The organism is Allobosea sp. OAE752 (assembly GCF_050433265.1).
Classification (GTDB): Bacteria; Pseudomonadota; Alphaproteobacteria; order Rhizobiales; family Beijerinckiaceae; genus Allobosea; species Allobosea spartocytisi.
The window spans coordinates 125032-140281 of the sequence record NZ_JBNPXO010000009.1; the positions used below are offsets into that span (position 1 = coordinate 125032).

The following is a 15250-nucleotide window of genomic DNA, read 5'->3' on the forward strand; positions in this document are numbered from 1 at the left end:
GGATGGGCATGAACGCCGTCTACAAGGGGGCCGGGGATTGCCCGCAGGTGATCCCGCTCTTCCCTTTGACCGGCGCGCTCTTGCTCCCGCGCGGACAGATGCCGCTCAATATCTTCGAGCCGCGCTATCTGGCGATGATCGATGACGCGATCCGGGGCGACCGCGTCATCGGGATGATCCAGCCCGAGCCGGATGACGGTCGCCGCGTCGAGATTCCGCCGCTGGTCAGGGTCGGCTGTCTCGGCCGCATCACCCAGTTCGCCGAGACCGGCGACGATCGCTACATCATCAGCCTGACCGGCATCAGCCGTTTCCGCGTCGTGGAGGAATTGTCCGTGGTGACGCCCTACCGGCAGGGGCGGGTGGACTACGAGCCCTTCGCGGTCGATTTCATCGCCCGCTCGGGCGAGGAGGCGGTCGATCGCGACGGGCTGCTCAAGGCGTTGCGCGACTTCGCCAAGGCGAACGACCTCAAGATCGACTGGAAGGGCGTCCACGAGGCGCCCAACGAGGCGCTGGTCAACGCGTTGGCGATGATGTGCCCCTTCGGCCCGCGCGAGAAGCAGGCGCTGCTGGAGGCGCGGAGCCTCAAGGAGCGCGCCGAAGTGCTGGTGGCGATCACCGAGATCGAGCTGGCGCGCGGCGGCGGCGATCCGGACACGACGCTGCAGTGAGCTCCGCCATTTCCTCGTCCGAGCCGGTTGCCGTCGCGCCGCCGTCGACCTGGCCGCCGCGGCGCGCGGTCGTGGCGTGGATCTTCTTCGACTGGTCGGCGCAGCCTTTCTTCACGCTGATCACCACCTTCGTCTTCGCACCGTTCTTCGCCTCGGCCCTGGCAAGCGATGCGGCGGAGGGGCAGGCGCTGTGGGGCTATGCCACGGGCTTCGCCGGCTTCTGCATCGCGCTGCTCTCGCCGCTGCTCGGCGGCGTCGCCGACCGGACGGGGCCGCGCAAGCCCTGGATCGCGGCCTTCGGGGCGCTGCTGGTGATCGGTTCGGCCATGCTCTGGTTCGCGGTGCCCGGCTCGCCATGGGCGGTGACGATCGCGCTCGCCGGTTTCGTGATCGCGACGGTCGGCGCCGAATTCGCGACGACCTTCAACAATGCGATGATGACGCGGCTGGTGCCGGCGGAGCGGCTGGGCTGGCTCTCCGGCACGGGCTGGGCGGTCGGCTATCTCGGCGGCCTTCTCTCGCTGGCGGTGACGCTTGGCCTGCTGGCGGCCGATCCGCATACCGGCAAGACGCTGGCCGGGCTGTCGCCGATCTTCGGGCTCGATGCCGCCAGCCGCGAGGGCGACCGCTTCTCAGGGCCGCTGACGGCGCTGTGGTTCATCGTTTTCGTCGCGCCGATGTTCCTGCTCACTCCCGATTCGCCGCGAACCGGGATGCGGCTCAAGGAAGCGGCGCAAGGCGGCGTCGGACGGCTCAAGGCGACGATCGCGGAATTGCCCAAGCTGCCTGCGCTCGGGCGCTTCCTGCTCGCGAACATGATCTACCAGGATGCGCTGGTCGCGCTCTTCGCCTTCGGCGGCATCTATGCGGCCGGCGTCTTCGGCTGGCAGACCATCGAGCTCGGCGTCTTCGGCATCCTGCTCACCGTCACCGGCACGCTCGGCGCCTGGCTCGGGGGCAAGCTCGACGACGCCATCGGCGGCAAGCCGGTGATCCTGGGCTCGATCGCCTGCCTGCTCTTCGCCTGCCTCGGCATTCTCTCGCTGAGCGCCGACCATATCCTGTTTGTGATCCCGGCCGCCCCGGCGGTGCCGGGGGATGGGCTTTACGCCTCGGTGCCGGAACGGGTCTATCTCGGCCTGGGCCTGCTGATCGGCCTCGTCGCCGGTCCCATGCAGGCGGCTTCGCGCAGCCTGCTGGCGCGGCTCGCGCCGGAGGGGCGGATCGGCGAGTTCTTCGGGCTCTTCGCCCTGTCGGGGAAGGTGACGTCCTTCATGGGCCCGACGCTGGTCGCGCTGGCGACGAGCGTCTTCGCCAGCCAGCGCGCGGGCCTGGCGGTGCTGATCGTGTTCTTCCTGGCGGGCGGGGCGCTTTTGGCGGGCGTCACAGTGAAACGGGCGCCGTAGCGCCCGTCTGTCACTGCCGTCATGCTCGGGCCTGACCCGAGCATCTTTGAAACCAGCTGTCTCTCGTCATGAGAGTCTCGGGTCGCCGCTCAGCGGCGCCCGAGAATGACATCCAGCCTTACCGAACCAGGATGTTCCTGAACTGCCAGGGATCGCTGGTATCGATGTCCTCCGGGAACAGGCCCGGGCGGCCGTCGAGCGGGGTCCAGTCGGTGTAATAGCCCTTCACCGGACCGAGATAGGGCATCTGGATTCCCAGGCAGCGGTCGAGATCCATCTCCTCGACCTCGACGATGCCGGCATTGGGATTCTCGAGCGCCCAGACCATGCCGGCGAGCACGGCCGAGGTGACCTGCAGGCCGGTCGCGGTCTGGTACGGAGCGAGCTTGCGGGCTTCCTCGGTGGAGAGCTGCGAGCCGAACCAATAGGCGCCCTTGTCGTGGCCGTAGAGCAGCACGCCGAGCTCGTCGATGCCGTCGACGACCTCGTTCTCCTCGAGGATGTGGTGCTTCTCCTGCGGACGGCCGGCATTGCCGAACATCTCGTGGAGCGAGAGCACCGCATCGTTCGCAGGGTGATAGGCGTAGTGGCAGGTCGGCCGGTAGATCGCCTTGCCGCTCTCGTCGCGCACGGTGAAATAGTCGGCGATCGAGATCGACTCGTTATGCGTCACCAGGAAGCCGTATTGCGGGCCCGGCGTCGGGCACCAGCTGCGCACCTTGGTCTCGGCGCCGGGCTGCATCAGGTAGATCGCGGCCTGGGAGCCGGTCTCGTGGGTGCGGGCATTCTCCGGCATCCATTTCTCATGGGTGCCCCAGCCGAGCTCGGCCGGCTGCACGCCCTCGGAGATGAAGCCCTCGACCGACCAGGTGTTGACGAAGACGCCCGGCGGCTTGGGGTTCTTCGAACGCTGCGTGTCGCGCTCGGCGATATGGATGCCCTTGACGCCGACCTGCTTCATCAGCGCAGCCCATTCCTCGCGGGTCTTCGGCTGCGGCACGTTGAGGCGCATGTCGGCGGCGATGTTCAGCAGGGCCTTCTTGGCGAGCCAGGAGGCCATGCCGGGATTGGCGCCACAGCAGGAAATGGCCGTCGTCGAACCAGGCTGACGGGCGCGCTTGGCGGCCAGCGTCATCTCGCGCAGGGCATAGTTCGAACGCTCGCCCGGCCCCTTGCTCTCGTCGAAATAGAAGCCGAGCCAGGGCTCGTTGACGGTGTCGATATAAAGCGCCCCTAAGCTGGAGCAGAATTCCATGAGGTCGCGCGAGCCGGTGTCGCAGGACAGGTTCACGCAGAAACCCTGTCCGCCGCCGGCCGTCAGCAGCGGTTCGAGCAGCGCCTTGTAGTTCTCGGGCGTCAGCGCTTCCTGGATGAAGCGGATGCCACGCTCATCGAGGAGCGCCCGGTTCTCGTCGTCCGGCGCGATCACCACGAAGCGGCTCTTGTCGTATTTGAAATGCCGTTCGATCATCGGCAGCGTCCCGCGGCCGATCGAGCCGAAGCCGATCATCACGATCGGGCCGGTGATCTCGCCGTATACGGGCCAATCCGTCATTCTTTTGAACTCCTGGGTTCGGGAAACATCGAAGCGAAGGCTGGTATGGGCGGGCGGCCCCGGCGTCAACAGCCGCGGCAGCATCGGACCGATGCGCCAGGTCCGCCCGCGCCGGATTCAGGCATGCGCGCCCGGATAATCGGCGTCGAGCACGAAGGGGTAGGGGCCGGGATAGCGTTCGACATAGGCCGTGTGGCTGACGAAGCCGGCGACCGGGTCGTAGCTGTGCAGGAGATAGGCCGGCGGCTCCATATGGAAGGTCGCGGCGCCCTCCTCGGTCAGGTCGAGCGTGACCTGATGAGTGACCGAGGGGGCGATCTGGGCAATGGTGCCGGCGAAACGCGTCACGATCGGGCGGTGGTGATGGCCGCACAGGATGCGCTCGACATTGGGATGGCGCGCGACGATGGCCGCGAATTCCTCGGCGCCCTCGAGCAGGCGGATGGCGTCCATGTGGCGGATGCCACAGTCAAAGGGCGGGTGGTGCATGAAGATCGCGACCGGACGCCCCTGCGCCTCGGTCAGCGCCTTGTCGAGGAAGGCGAGCCGCGTCCCGCAGAGCGCGCCGGCGCTCTGGCCCGGCAGCAGCGTGTCGAGGCCGATCAAGCGCATCGGGCCGAGATCGGCGCAGAACTGGACGAAGCCGTCCTCGCGCAGGCTGCGCGGGTCGAAGCTCAGGCCGGCGAGCAGCGTCTCGCGGCGGTCGTGATTGCCGGGCACCAGCAGCACCGGCATCGGCAATCGGCGCAGCATGGCTTCCAGCAGCGCATATTCCTCCGGCAGGCCGCAATCGGTCAGGTCGCCGGTGATCACCACGAGATCGGGGCGCGGACGCAGCGCCGCGATCGCGTCGATGGCGCGCTCGGTCAGCGCATTGGTCTCGGAGACGCGATAGGCCGGCTTGCCGCGCGGGCGGATATGCAGGTCGGTGAGATGGGCGATGAGCATGGGCGGTGTCCGGAATGCCGTCATGGCCGGGCCCGGGCCCGGCCATTTCAGGCGGAAGGTCAAAAGAAGGATGCCCGGGACAGGCCCGGGCATGGCGCTATGCGCGATCAGTTGCTGCCGGGCAGCTTCAGCGCGGTCTGCTCGACATAAGGCTTCATGATCTCGTCGGCGGCCTTCTGGGCGGCGACAAGCGCCTCCTTCGGCGACTTCTTGCCGGAGAGGACATTGGCGAGCTCGTCCTCGACCGCCTTGCGGACCGGCACGGTCTTGTAGGTGGCGAACCACGGCCTGGCATAGGCGAGCTGGTCGACGGCAACCTTGGCATCGGGGTTCTTGTCGAGGAAGGCCTTCATCTCGGGCAGTTCATAGGCCTGCATGTTCGGCGCGAAATAGCCGGTGGCGCGGCTCCACCAGCCCGATTTCTCAGGGCTGGTCATCCAGTTGATCAGCGTCCAGGCGGCCTTGCGGCGCTCGCCCTCGACGCCTGTCGGAACCACCAGCGAGGCGCCGCCGATCGGAACCTGATTCTGCAGGTTCTTCGGCACGAAGGCGACCTTGAGCGGGAACTTGGCATTGCTGCGCACGAAGGTGAGCGAGCCGGTCGAATGCAGCATCATCGAGGCCTGGCCGGAGAGGAAGGCGGTCGAGACCGCACCGTTCTGCTGCACGCCGGGCTGCAGGACCTTGTTCTTGACGAGGTCGCTCCAGAAGGTCAGCGCGCCCAGCGTCGAGGGCTCGTCGTAATAGACCTCGCCGGCATAATCGACGTTGAACCAGCGCCCGCCATTCGAATAGGTCAGCGCCTGCAGCAGCCAGCCGCCGGTGTCGTATTGCGAGGGGATCGCGATACCCCAGCGCGTGACGCGGTCGCCCTCGCGCTTGGTCAGCTTCGCGGCGGCGGCGGCGAGCTCGGCCCAGTTCTTCGGCGGGTTCTCGGGGTCGAGCCCGGCTTCCTTGAAGTGCTCGGCGTTGATGTAGAGGATCGGCGTCGAGTTGTGGAAGGGCACGCCATAGACCGAGCGGTCGAGCACGGCATTGCCGGAGAGCGCCGGGAAGAACTGGCCCATGAACTGGTCGTTGCTCTTGCCGTCGGCCTTGATCAGCGTGTCGAGCGGCTGAATCTCGCCCTCGATCTGGAGGTCGCGCAGGAAGTTCGCGGACATGATCGAGACCGCCGGCGGCTTGCCGGCCTTCATCGCGGCGCGGGTCTTGATCAGGGTCTCGTCATAGGAGCCGGTATAGACCGGCGTCACCTTGATCGCCGGATGGCCCTCGTTGAACTCCTTGATCAGGGTGGCCATGTCGCGGGCGAGCTGCCCGTCGACGGGAACCGGGAAGAACAGCTCGATCTCGGTCGGGGACTGTCCGAAGGCCGGCGTCATTGCGAAGGTGGCGGCAAGCGCGGCGCCGGCGAGAAGGGAACGGCGGGTGGTCGTCATGAGGCAATCCTCTATTTGATGCCGGAGGAGACGAAGGAGTTGACGAAGGCGCGCTGGAACAGGACGAAGGCGAGGATCAGCGGCGCGCTGACGATGAGCGTGCCTGCCGCGATGACGCCCCAGGCCTGCGCGCCCTCGGCGCCACGGGTGAAGGTGGCGAGCCCGACGGTGAGCGGGCGCAGATCGGGCGAATTGATCACCATCAGCGGCCAGAGGAACTCGTTCCAGTGGCTGGTGACCGAGACGATCGCGAAGGCGATCAGCGAGGGCTTGGCCAGCGGAAGGTAGATCAGGCGGATGCGCTGCCCGATGGAAGCGCCGTCGATCAGCGCGGCTTCCTCCAGCTCGCGCGGGATCGCGCGGAAGGCCTGCCGCATCAGGAAGGTGCCGAAGGCGGAGGCGAAATAGGGCGCCATCACGCCGAGCAGGCTGTCATAGAGGCCGAGCGAGGCGATCGTCACCAGATTGGGCACGATCAGCGCGACCGGCGCCAGCATGAGCTGCGTCAGGAACAGATAGAAGCAGACGCTGCGGCCGGGGAAGTCTATCCGCGCGAAGGCATAGCCCGCCAGCGTGATCGTGACGAACTGCACCGCCAGGATGCCGAAGCTGATGATCGCGGTGTTGAGGCCGTAGCGCGGGAAATCGGCGAGCCCCCAGGCCTCGGCGAAATTGGCGAGGCTCGGCACATAGTCCGGGATCAGCGCGGCCATGCCGGCGCCGGTGCTCTCCGGGTTGAAGGCCGCGACCAGCATCCAGAGAAACGGCACGGCCCAGAGCGCGGCGACCAGCAATGTCGCGCCATAGCCGAGCTTCGGCGAGATCTCGCGATTGGCGACGCTCATGATTCCGGCTCTCCGAAGGAGCGCTCGAGAGTGCGCAGCGAAGCCGCCGTCAGCGCCAGCAGGAGCCCGAGCATCGCCAGCGAGCCGGCGGCCGCCCGGCCGGGCTCATAATTCTCGACCGCCTGCTGGTAGACGTAGAACAGCAGCAGGTTGGTGGCGTCGGCCGGGCCGCCCTTGGTCAGCACGAAGACGTGGTCGACCTGCGTCACGACATTGGTCAGGCCGATGACGAGGACGAAGCCGATGGTGGGCTTGAGATAGGGCAGGGTGACATAGCGCAGGCGCTGCCAGGGATTGGCGCCTTCGAGGATCGCCGCCTCGTTGGCGTCGGCGGGAATCGCCTGCAGCCCGGCAAGGAAGAACAGCATGTAGTAGCCGGCGTTCTTCCAGATCGTCAGCGCCATGATCGACCAGAGCGCGACATCGGGGTCGCCGAGCCAGTTCGGGCCGGAGAGGGCGAGCTTGGCGAGGTAGTAGTCGAGAAGCCCGACATTGGGCAGGAACAGGAACAGGAAGATCGAGGCGGCGGCGACGAGCGGCAGCAGCACCGGCAGGAAGAACAGCGAGCGCAGCACGGTGTTGATGCGGTTCGAGCGCGCCAGCGCCAGCGCGAAGCCCAGCGCCAGCACGAGGCTCGGCAGCACCGTGCCGAAGGCATAGATCAGGTTGTTGACGAGGGCCTTGCGGAAGGCGGGGTCGGTGAGGAGATCGGCGAAGTTCTTCAGGCCGGTATAGACCTGCGGCCCGCCGACACGTTGCTGGCCGTGCAGCGACTGCCAGGTCAACTGGATGATCGGCCAGTAGGTGAACAGCGCCAGCAGCACGAGCGAAGGCGCGAGCAGGCCGAAGGCGACGAGCGTCTTCCGGCGTGGATGCCTGATCGCCAGGCGCCATGCTGGTGCCGGCCGGCTTGCGATGATGGTGTCGGCCATGATGCGTCCCGTCTTGGGGCGCGGTCATGGCCGGGGTCGGTGACGGAGCCGTCACGGTGGGATGACAACTCGGTGACGAACCCCGCATGTCGCGGAGTGCGCTGTCTATATTTCAGGCTGCCTTGCGCAGCGGCACAACACCTTCGGCCGTTTCGCCGGCCGCGATGAGCACGCCATGCGCGCCATCGAGTGCGCCGTCGCGCAATTCGATGGCGAGGAAGCGTTCGCGCTCGACCGGGCCGGGCATGGCGAGGTCGCGGGTCAGCGCCGGATCGAAGCCGAAGCGGGCGTAATAGGATGCGTCGCCGACGAGGATGACCGCGCCATGGCCACGGCAGGCCGCGCGCCAGAGCGCCTCGCGCATCAGCATCTTGCCGAGGCCCTCGCCCTGAAGCTCGGGCTTCACCGCGAGCGGACCGAGCATGAGCGCCGGCACGCCGTTGGCTTCGACATGCCAGAGGCGGACCGTGCCGACGATCTCGCCGTCCAGCTCGGCGGTCAGGGCGAGCCCTTCCGCCGGCAAGCGGCCTTCGCGCAGGCGCTCGCTCGACTTGGCGGTGCGGCGCTCGCCGAGGCAACGGTCGAGCAGCGTCTCGCGGGCGGGAACATCGGCAGCGATTTCGTCGCGGATCCGGATCATGACGCACCTCCGGCCGGAGCGCCCGCTTCCTGGCGGACCTTCCCGGCGCCGCGCGAACGCGGCCACAAGCAGAACAGGATGTGGGAAGAGGGGTCCGGCGGGAGCCACGCCCGCGCTCCATTCTGGAGACGCGGTCGCTCCGCCCGGATTTCGCCGGGCAGCCTGCCGTTTCGGACAGGGCGCTTCGCCGGACCCGATTGGTGAGGGAGGGCCGGTCAGCCCTCCCACGTCAGATGACGTACTGCCTCAGCGGCGGGAAGCCGTTGAAGGCGACGGCCGAATAGGTCGTCGTATAGGCGCCCGTGCCCTCGATCAGCACCTTGTCGCCGATCTCCAGCGAGAAGGGCAGCATGTACGGAGTCTTCTCGTACATGACGTCGACCGAGTCGCAGGTCGGGCCGGCGAGCACGCAGGGAACCGTCGCATCGCCATCGCGCTCCGTGCGGATGGGATAGCGGATCGCCTCGTCCATCGTCTCGGCCAGGCCGTTGAACTTGCCGATGTCGAGATAGACCCAGCGGACCTTGTCGTCCTCGGCCTTCTTCGAGATCAGCACGACCTCGGCCTCGATCAGGCCGGCTTCGCCGACCATGCCGCGGCCCGGCTCGATGATCGTCTCGGGCAGCTGGTTGCCGAAATGCTTCGACAGCGCCCGGAAGATCGCGTCGCCATAGGAGGGCACGCCCGGAATCGGCTTCAGGTAGCGCGCCGGGAAGCCGCCGCCGAGGTTGACCATCGACAGCGAGATGCCACGGGTGGCGCACTCCTTGAAGACCGCCGAGGCCGAGGCCAGGGCGGAATCCCAGGCGTTCACATTGGCCTGCTGCGAACCGACATGGAACGAGATGCCATAGGCGGTCAGGCCCAGGCGATGGCCGTGCTCGAGCACATCCGCCGCCATCTCGGGCACGCAGCCGAACTTGCGCGAGAGCGGCCAGTCGGCGCCGGCACCGTCGCAGAGGATGCGGCAGAAGATGCGCGCGTCCTTCGTGCCGGTCTTGTCCGCCGAACGGGCGACCTTCTCGACCTCGGCCGTGCAGTCGACGGCGAAGAGGCGCACGCCGAGCTCCATGGCGCGCACGACGTCGCGCTCCTTCTTGATGGTGTTGCCGAAGGAGATGCGGTCGGCGGTGGCGCCGGCGGCGAGCGCGAGCTCGATCTCGACGACCGAGGCGCAGTCGAAGCAGGAGCCGAGCTTGGCGAGCAGGGCAAGCACCTCCGGCGCCGGGTTGGCCTTCACCGCGTAGAAGACGCGGGTGTCGGGCAGCGCACGGGCGAAGGCGTGATAGTTCTCGCGCACGACATCGGTATCGATGACGACGCAGGGCCCGTCCTCGCGGCGGGTACGAAGAAACTCACGGATGCGGTCGGTCATGACGCGCGACTCCCCCGGCGCAAGCGGCGCCGATGCGATGTATCGCCGAATGAATCGCTGCCGTCGCGAGGCGCTGTGGAGACGCCGGCGACAGCGGACGAAACGTCCGGACCCGAAACACCGTTCGATTGGGGAAGACCCCGCACGGCCGGCAATGAAGGACAAGCCTCTTCGGTGTTGGCCTTTGGAGGACCAACGAGACCAAAAAAGCCCGCTCCGTCGTTGCTTTAAGCTGCGTCCCCCGTGGAGATTCGGGGTTCGCCGGTTTTGCCTCCGGCTGCTGGTCTGTGTCGGGGAACAATCTCCTTGCGGAGACTGGGAGGCGTGATTTGAGGGATGTCCATCCCCTCCATCCGTCCTCCAACCCCTGGCGGCTGTCCGGCCTCTTGTCCGGATGCCCACCGACCAGCACGCGGCCACAGGCACGTGCGAATTGGGTGAACGCGATATACGGATAGCGACCCCGGACCACAAGTGTTTTGTGAACCCGAAGCCGCATTTTTTTGCAGAGCCGATCTGCGCGCTTCCGGGAACGGGTTAACGGCGGAAAGCGCTGTGCCGGCTATGGGTTAGCCGCGCTTCTCGCAGAAGCGGATTCGATTGCCGAACGGGTCCGGCACCTGCAGGGTGCGCCCGCCCGGCGCATCCTCCTCGATGCCCGGCCGCGAATAGGTATAGCGCTTTGCGATCAGCTCCGCATGGAGGGCGTCGATGCCGTCCATCCAGACGAAGACGGTCGAGCCGGGGCTGGCGTCGCCGTGATGCTCGGAGAGATGGAGCTCGAGCCCGGAGCGCGAGACCTGCATATAGAGCGGCGTGTCCGGCCCGAAGCGATGGTCCCAGTCCATGCGGAAGCCGAGGAAGTCGAGATAGAACTCCTTTGCCTTGGCTTCGTCGAAGATGCGCAGGATCGGGATGCCCATCCGCAGGCGCACGGCTTCGGCGGGCTTTTCGGCCGGCATGGCCGGCCCGGCCTCGCCGATCCTGGCCGCCAGCACGTTCCAGTCGTCATGGCCGAACTGGCGCGCCACGATCTCGAGGGTCTCGGAATGGGTCAGCTGAACCTGCCTGGCGGCCATGGCCTCGCGCAGGCTTTTCGCCATCAGCTTCGCGTCGCGGAAATCGCGCATCGTCGTGATCCTTCTCGTTCGGGACGGAAACGATCGGGGCTCGCCTTGCCGATATCCGTCCGCGAGGAGAGCGGGATCAGGACAGCGTCGTCTCAAGGGATGCGTTCACCATGCCCAAGGGGCGCGAGCGGCTGGCCGCATCCGGCCGGGGCAAAGGTTGCCATCTCTTCATGTCTTGTCAATCGCGCTGCCCTAGACCGGCCCCATTTCATGGCGTTAAGTCGCTGGCGCAGGCGCCTCCGCGACAACCGGTACCCAGTAGACGGACGAGAGATGACGAAGTTTGACCGCCGCCGCGTCCTTGGCGGGATTTCCGCCATGCTGTGCCTTTCGGCGGCTCCGTCCGCCCTGCTCGCGCAGCAACCGCAGAATCCGAACCCGGTGCCGCCGCCGCAGACGCCGCCACAGCCGCGCTTCGGCTTCGAGGACGTGCAGCGCCGGGCGCGCGAGGTCGCCGCCGTCGCCTATGAGCCGCCGGCGGCCCTGCCCGAGCCGCTTGCGCGGCTCGACTACGATTCCTGGCGCGACATCCGCTTCCGCCCGGACCGGGCCCTGCTCGCGCAGAACGGCTCGCCCTTCCGGATGCAGATGTTCCATCCGGGCTTCCTGTTCACCCGGCCGGTCACGGTCAATGTGGTGCGCGACGGCGTGCCGACGCCAGTGCCCTATTCGGCCAATCTGTTCGACTACGGCAAGGTCAAGTTCGACAAGCCGCTGCCGGTCAATCTCGGCTTCGCCGGCTTCCGGCTGCACTACCCGCTCAACGATCCGCGCGTCCTCGACGAATTGATCGCCTTCATCGGGGCGAGCTATTTCCGCGTGCTCGGCCGCGAACAGCGCTACGGGCTGTCGGCGCGCGGGCTCGCCATCGGAGCGGGCACGAACAGCGAGGAATTCCCGGTCTTCCGCGAGTTCTGGGTCGAGCAGCCGGCCGCGAATGCGGAGCGGATCATCGTCAACGCGCTGCTCGATTCGCCTTCGCTGACCGGCGCCTATCGCTTCACGGTCTATCCGGATGTCGACACGCTGGTCGAGGTCGCGGCGACGCTCATCCCGCGCAAGCCGATCGAGAGGCTCGGGCTCGCGCCGCTGACCTCGATGTTCTTCACCGGCGAGAACGACCGCCGCTTCTTCGAGGATTACCGCCCGGAGCTGCACGATTCCGACGGGCTGATGATCCATTCGGGCTCGGGCGAGTGGCTGTGGCGGCCGCTGCGCAACCCGAAGCAGCAGGCGGTCTCCGCCTTCGTCGAGCGCAGTCCACGCGGCTTCGGCCTGATGCAGCGCGACCGCAATTTCGAGCACTATCAGGATCTCGACCTCGCCTATGAGCGCCGGCCGTCCTACTGGGTCGAGCCGCAGGGCGACTGGGGCGAGGGCGTGATCGAGCTGATCGAGATGCCGACGACGGATGAAAGCAACGACAATGTCGTCGTGCAGTGGACGCCGAAGACACCGCTGGAGCCGGGCAAGGAATTCGCCTTCGGCTACCGGCTGACGGCGATGCTGGATTCCAGTGATCTCCATCCGGGCGGGCGCGTGGTCAACACCTTCCAGGCTGCGCCGAAGGCGCTCGGCTCGGTCGAGCCGGTGGCGGACGGCGCGCGCCGCTTCATCGTCGATTTCGCCGGCGGCGATCTCGACTACCATCTCAAGCAGCCGGACAAGGTGGAGATCGTGCCGTCGATCACCCGCGGCAAGATCGATCGCGCCTTCCTGGTGCCGAACCCGAAGATCAACGGTTTCCGCGCCTTCGTCGACATCACCGGCGAGCCGGGGCAGCTCGCCGAGATGCGCGCCTTCCTGAAGAGCGGCCCCAAGACGCTGACGGAAACCTGGAGCTATCCGTGGCGCGCGGAGGCCAGCGAGAAGCCGGCCCCGCAGCAGCCGGCCCAGCCTTCGCCGCAAGCGCAGTCCGACCAGCCGCCCCCGGCGCAACCGCAGCCGGCCCCGCCGTCAGCGCCGGCCCAGCAGAAGCCGGGCCAATAGCACGGGCCGCCAAGGAGAGACGCGATGGACGTCGTCGAGAAACCGGAAGAGAACCGCTTCGAGCTCGCTCTCGAGGGCGGCACTGCGGTTGTCGCCTATCGGATGGACGGCAACCGGCTCGTCCTGATCCATACCGAGGTGCCCGAGCAGTTCGCCGGCCAGGGCGTCGGCTCGCGGCTGGCCAAGGGCGTGTTCGAGCTGATCCGGGCGAGCGGGCGCAAGGCGGTGGTGCGCTGCCCGTTCCTCAAGGCCTGGGTCGCGAAGCATCCGGAATACGACGACATCGTCGACGGCTGAGCGGGCTCAGCGTTCCCTGGGGCCCGGCTCCTTGCGGCCCTTGCGCGCGGGTTGCTTCTTGCGGCCGTAGAGTTCGAGCCGGTGGCGGACGAGCTCGTAGCCGAGTTCGGCCGCGATGCGCCGCTGCAGCTCTTCGATCGCATCCGAGGAGAACTCGATCACGTCGCCGGTATCAACGTCGATGAGATGGTCGTGGTGCTGCTGGTCGGCGTGCTCATAGCGCGAGATGCCGTCCTCGAAGGCGTGCCGCTCGATCGCGCCCTGCGATTCCAGCACCTTCATGGTGCGGTAGACGGTCGAGAGCGAGAGCGTCGGATCCTGCGCGAAGGCGCGCGTGAAGATGCCCTTCGCGTCGGGATGATCGTCAGCCTCGGCCAGCACGCGCAGGATCAGGCGGCGCTGCTGCGTCATGCGCAGGCCCGCCCCCTTCAACTGGCTTTCGAAAACGGCAACGCGCCGGTCGGTTTCACTCATGCTCAGCCCATAGCAATGAGTGCGGCTATTTGCAAAAGCTGCCTTTTTGGAAGTCATAAGCATTCGCATTAAAATCGCGAATGCGTGTCATTCCTATCTGGATCATGAGCGCGTTGTCCGGCCGCAAATCCGGCCCTGCGCGTCACGCGGCGCCGCGCGCCTTCGCGAGCTCGGGGGCCAGTTCGGCGACGATCTCGAAGGAGCGCTTGCGCTTCTCGTGGTCGAAGATCGGGGCCGTGACCATGATCTCGTCGGCGCCGGTATTGGCGACGAAGGCGCCGAGCTCGCGCCGCAACGTCTCGGGCGAGCCGATGAAGGCATAGCGCAGCATCTGCGAGACATGCGCCTTCTCGGCCGGGCTCCAATACTGCTCGATGTCGTCGATCGGCGGCTGGAGCTTGCCGCGCGCACCGCGGACCATGCCGACGAAACGCTGCTGCAGGGAGGTCGCGAGATGGCGCGCCTCCTCGTCGGTCTCGGCCGCGACGACGTTGATGCCGGGCATGGCGTAGGAGGATTGCAACTGCTCCGACGGCTTGAAGCGCTCGCGATAGACGGCGAGCGCCTGCATCAGCGCGTCCGGGGCGAAATGCGAGGCGAAGGAATAAGGCAGGCCGAGCTCGGCGGCGAGCTGCGCGCCGAACAGGCTGGAGCCGAGAATCCAGAGCGGCACGTTCAGCCCTTCACCGGGCACCGCGCGGATCGCCTGGTTGGGGCCGGCCGGGGCGAAGAGCGCCTGCAATTCCAGCACATCCTGCGGGAAGCTGTCGGAGGACATCGGGCTGCGGCGCAGCGCCCTGAGCGTGAGCTGATCGGTGCCGGGGGCGCGGCCGAGGCCGAGATCGATGCGGCCGGGAAAGAGCGCCTCCAGCGTGCCGAACTGCTCGGCGATGACGAGGGGAGCATGATTCGGCAGCATGATGCCGCCGGCACCGATCCGCATCGTCTTCGTGGCGGCGGCGAGCTGGCCGATCACCACCGAGGTCGCGGCGCTGGCGATGCCGACCATGTTGTGGTGCTCGGCCACCCAGTAGCGGGTGAAGCCCAGCGCCTCGGCATGGCGGGCGAGGTCGATCGACTTCAGCAGCGCCTCGCGCGGGCCTTCCCCTTCGACGACGGGAACGAGATCGAGGACGGAGATCGCGACCATGGCGGGCCCTGCTGGCTGGTGCCGGAGCGAGCCGGCGACGATGGCGTGGCTTCACCAGATGGGAAGGATAGGCGCCGCGGTCCAGAGGCGCCCGCGCTTCGTCATGGCGCGCCTGCGCTGGCGTTCTGGCGGAACGGGCGCAAAGCTGACGCGTTGCCCAGATGACGGCCGCGTTTCCGCGCGGCGCCATCGAAAGGGGGGCAACCCATGACCACGACTGCCAATCCGGCCAAGGAGAGCTTGCGCAAGGAGCAGAAGGAACAGCGCAAGGCCGAGCGCGAGCACGGCAAGGACGCCGAACTCAACCGGGCGCTGAAGGATACCTTCCCGGCCAGCGATCCCGTCGCGACCCAGACGCCGACCAAGCCCGGCGGCCGGGGAAAGCGCTGACGCGGC

The 15250-nt window shown here is 67.3% G+C and carries 15 protein-coding genes; 5 read left to right on the forward strand and 10 right to left on the reverse strand.

Annotation, left to right across the window (positions count from 1 at the left end; genetic code table 11):
• The first annotated feature begins 2 nt into the window (after nucleotides 1–2).
• Together GGC47_RS21295 and GGC47_RS21300 are read left to right on the forward strand one after the other, a co-directional pair.
• A complete protein-coding gene (locus GGC47_RS21295) occupies nucleotides 3–674 on the forward strand; it encodes an LON peptidase substrate-binding domain-containing protein (RefSeq protein WP_142022817.1) in 672 nt (223 codons plus the stop codon).
• The gene (locus tag GGC47_RS21300) at nucleotides 671–2080 is read left to right on the forward strand and encodes an MFS transporter (protein WP_133560938.1); all 1410 of its coding nucleotides are present in this window, start codon (nucleotides 671–673) and stop codon (nucleotides 2078–2080) included. Before GGC47_RS21295 ends, GGC47_RS21300 begins: the two co-directional genes overlap by 4 nt.
• A gap of 118 nt (nucleotides 2081–2198) precedes the next feature.
• Here GGC47_RS21300 and GGC47_RS21305 read toward each other — a convergent pair whose 3' ends face one another.
• The 8 genes from GGC47_RS21305 to GGC47_RS21340 all read right to left on the reverse strand — a co-directional run bounded on the left by GGC47_RS21305 (nucleotide 2199) and on the right by GGC47_RS21340 (nucleotide 10944).
• Nucleotides 2199–3635, reverse strand: a complete 1437-nt coding sequence (locus GGC47_RS21305; protein ID WP_142022818.1) for a homospermidine synthase — start codon at nucleotides 3633–3635, stop codon at nucleotides 2199–2201.
• A gap of 117 nt (nucleotides 3636–3752) precedes the next feature.
• The gene (locus GGC47_RS21310; protein WP_142022819.1) at nucleotides 3753–4583 is read right to left on the reverse strand and encodes a phosphodiesterase; all 831 of its coding nucleotides are present in this window, start codon (nucleotides 4581–4583) and stop codon (nucleotides 3753–3755) included.
• A 107-nt stretch (nucleotides 4584–4690) separates the two neighbouring features.
• Complete coding sequence (locus GGC47_RS21315; RefSeq protein WP_429068667.1) at nucleotides 4691–6022, reverse strand: ABC transporter substrate-binding protein; 1332 nt, start codon at nucleotides 6020–6022, stop codon at nucleotides 4691–4693.
• An 11-nt stretch (nucleotides 6023–6033) separates the two neighbouring features.
• Nucleotides 6034–6867 (reverse strand): carbohydrate ABC transporter permease, encoded by an 834-nt coding sequence (locus GGC47_RS21320; RefSeq protein ID WP_142022821.1) that lies wholly within the window; start codon nucleotides 6865–6867, stop codon nucleotides 6034–6036.
• Complete coding sequence (locus GGC47_RS21325; protein WP_142022822.1) at nucleotides 6864–7799, reverse strand: carbohydrate ABC transporter permease; 936 nt, start codon at nucleotides 7797–7799, stop codon at nucleotides 6864–6866. Before GGC47_RS21325 ends, GGC47_RS21320 begins: the two co-directional genes overlap by 4 nt.
• A 112-nt stretch (nucleotides 7800–7911) precedes the next feature.
• The gene (locus GGC47_RS21330) at nucleotides 7912–8439 is read right to left on the reverse strand and encodes a GNAT family N-acetyltransferase (protein WP_142022823.1); all 528 of its coding nucleotides are present in this window, start codon (nucleotides 8437–8439) and stop codon (nucleotides 7912–7914) included.
• A 229-nt stretch (nucleotides 8440–8668) separates the two neighbouring features.
• A complete protein-coding gene (locus tag GGC47_RS21335) occupies nucleotides 8669–9814 on the reverse strand; it encodes a type III PLP-dependent enzyme (protein ID WP_112761692.1) in 1146 nt (381 codons plus the stop codon).
• A gap of 569 nt (nucleotides 9815–10383) precedes the next feature.
• A complete protein-coding gene (locus GGC47_RS21340) occupies nucleotides 10384–10944 on the reverse strand; it encodes a glyoxalase superfamily protein (RefSeq protein ID WP_142022824.1) in 561 nt (186 codons plus the stop codon).
• Nucleotides 10945–11217: 273 nt separating this feature from the next.
• Here GGC47_RS21340 and GGC47_RS21345 point away from each other — a divergent pair, with 273 nt between their 5' ends.
• Together GGC47_RS21345 and GGC47_RS21350 are read left to right on the forward strand one after the other, a co-directional pair.
• Nucleotides 11218–12933, forward strand: coding sequence for an OpgD/OpgG family glucan biosynthesis protein (locus tag GGC47_RS21345; RefSeq protein WP_142022825.1), 1716 nt, complete (start codon nucleotides 11218–11220; stop codon nucleotides 12931–12933).
• Nucleotides 12934–12957: 24 nt separating this feature from the next.
• Complete coding sequence (locus GGC47_RS21350) at nucleotides 12958–13230, forward strand: GNAT family N-acetyltransferase (RefSeq protein WP_112761695.1); 273 nt, start codon at nucleotides 12958–12960, stop codon at nucleotides 13228–13230.
• A gap of 6 nt (nucleotides 13231–13236) precedes the next feature.
• Here GGC47_RS21350 and GGC47_RS21355 read toward each other — a convergent pair whose 3' ends face one another.
• Both GGC47_RS21355 and GGC47_RS21360 read right to left on the reverse strand, forming a co-directional pair.
• Entirely contained in the window at nucleotides 13237–13704 is a 468-nt protein-coding gene (locus GGC47_RS21355) for a Fur family transcriptional regulator (RefSeq protein WP_051987919.1), read from the reverse strand.
• 142 nt (nucleotides 13705–13846) lie between these two features.
• Nucleotides 13847–14854 carry an LLM class flavin-dependent oxidoreductase gene (locus GGC47_RS21360; RefSeq protein ID WP_113254375.1) on the reverse strand — a complete coding sequence of 336 codons (1008 nt, stop codon included), beginning with the start codon at nucleotides 14852–14854 and terminating at the stop codon, nucleotides 13847–13849.
• 207 nt (nucleotides 14855–15061) lie between these two features.
• Here GGC47_RS21360 and GGC47_RS21365 point away from each other — a divergent pair, with 207 nt between their 5' ends.
• Nucleotides 15062–15244 carry a hypothetical protein gene (locus GGC47_RS21365; RefSeq protein WP_038362832.1) on the forward strand — a complete coding sequence of 61 codons (183 nt, stop codon included), beginning with the start codon at nucleotides 15062–15064 and terminating at the stop codon, nucleotides 15242–15244.
• Nucleotides 15245–15250 lie beyond the last annotated feature (6 nt).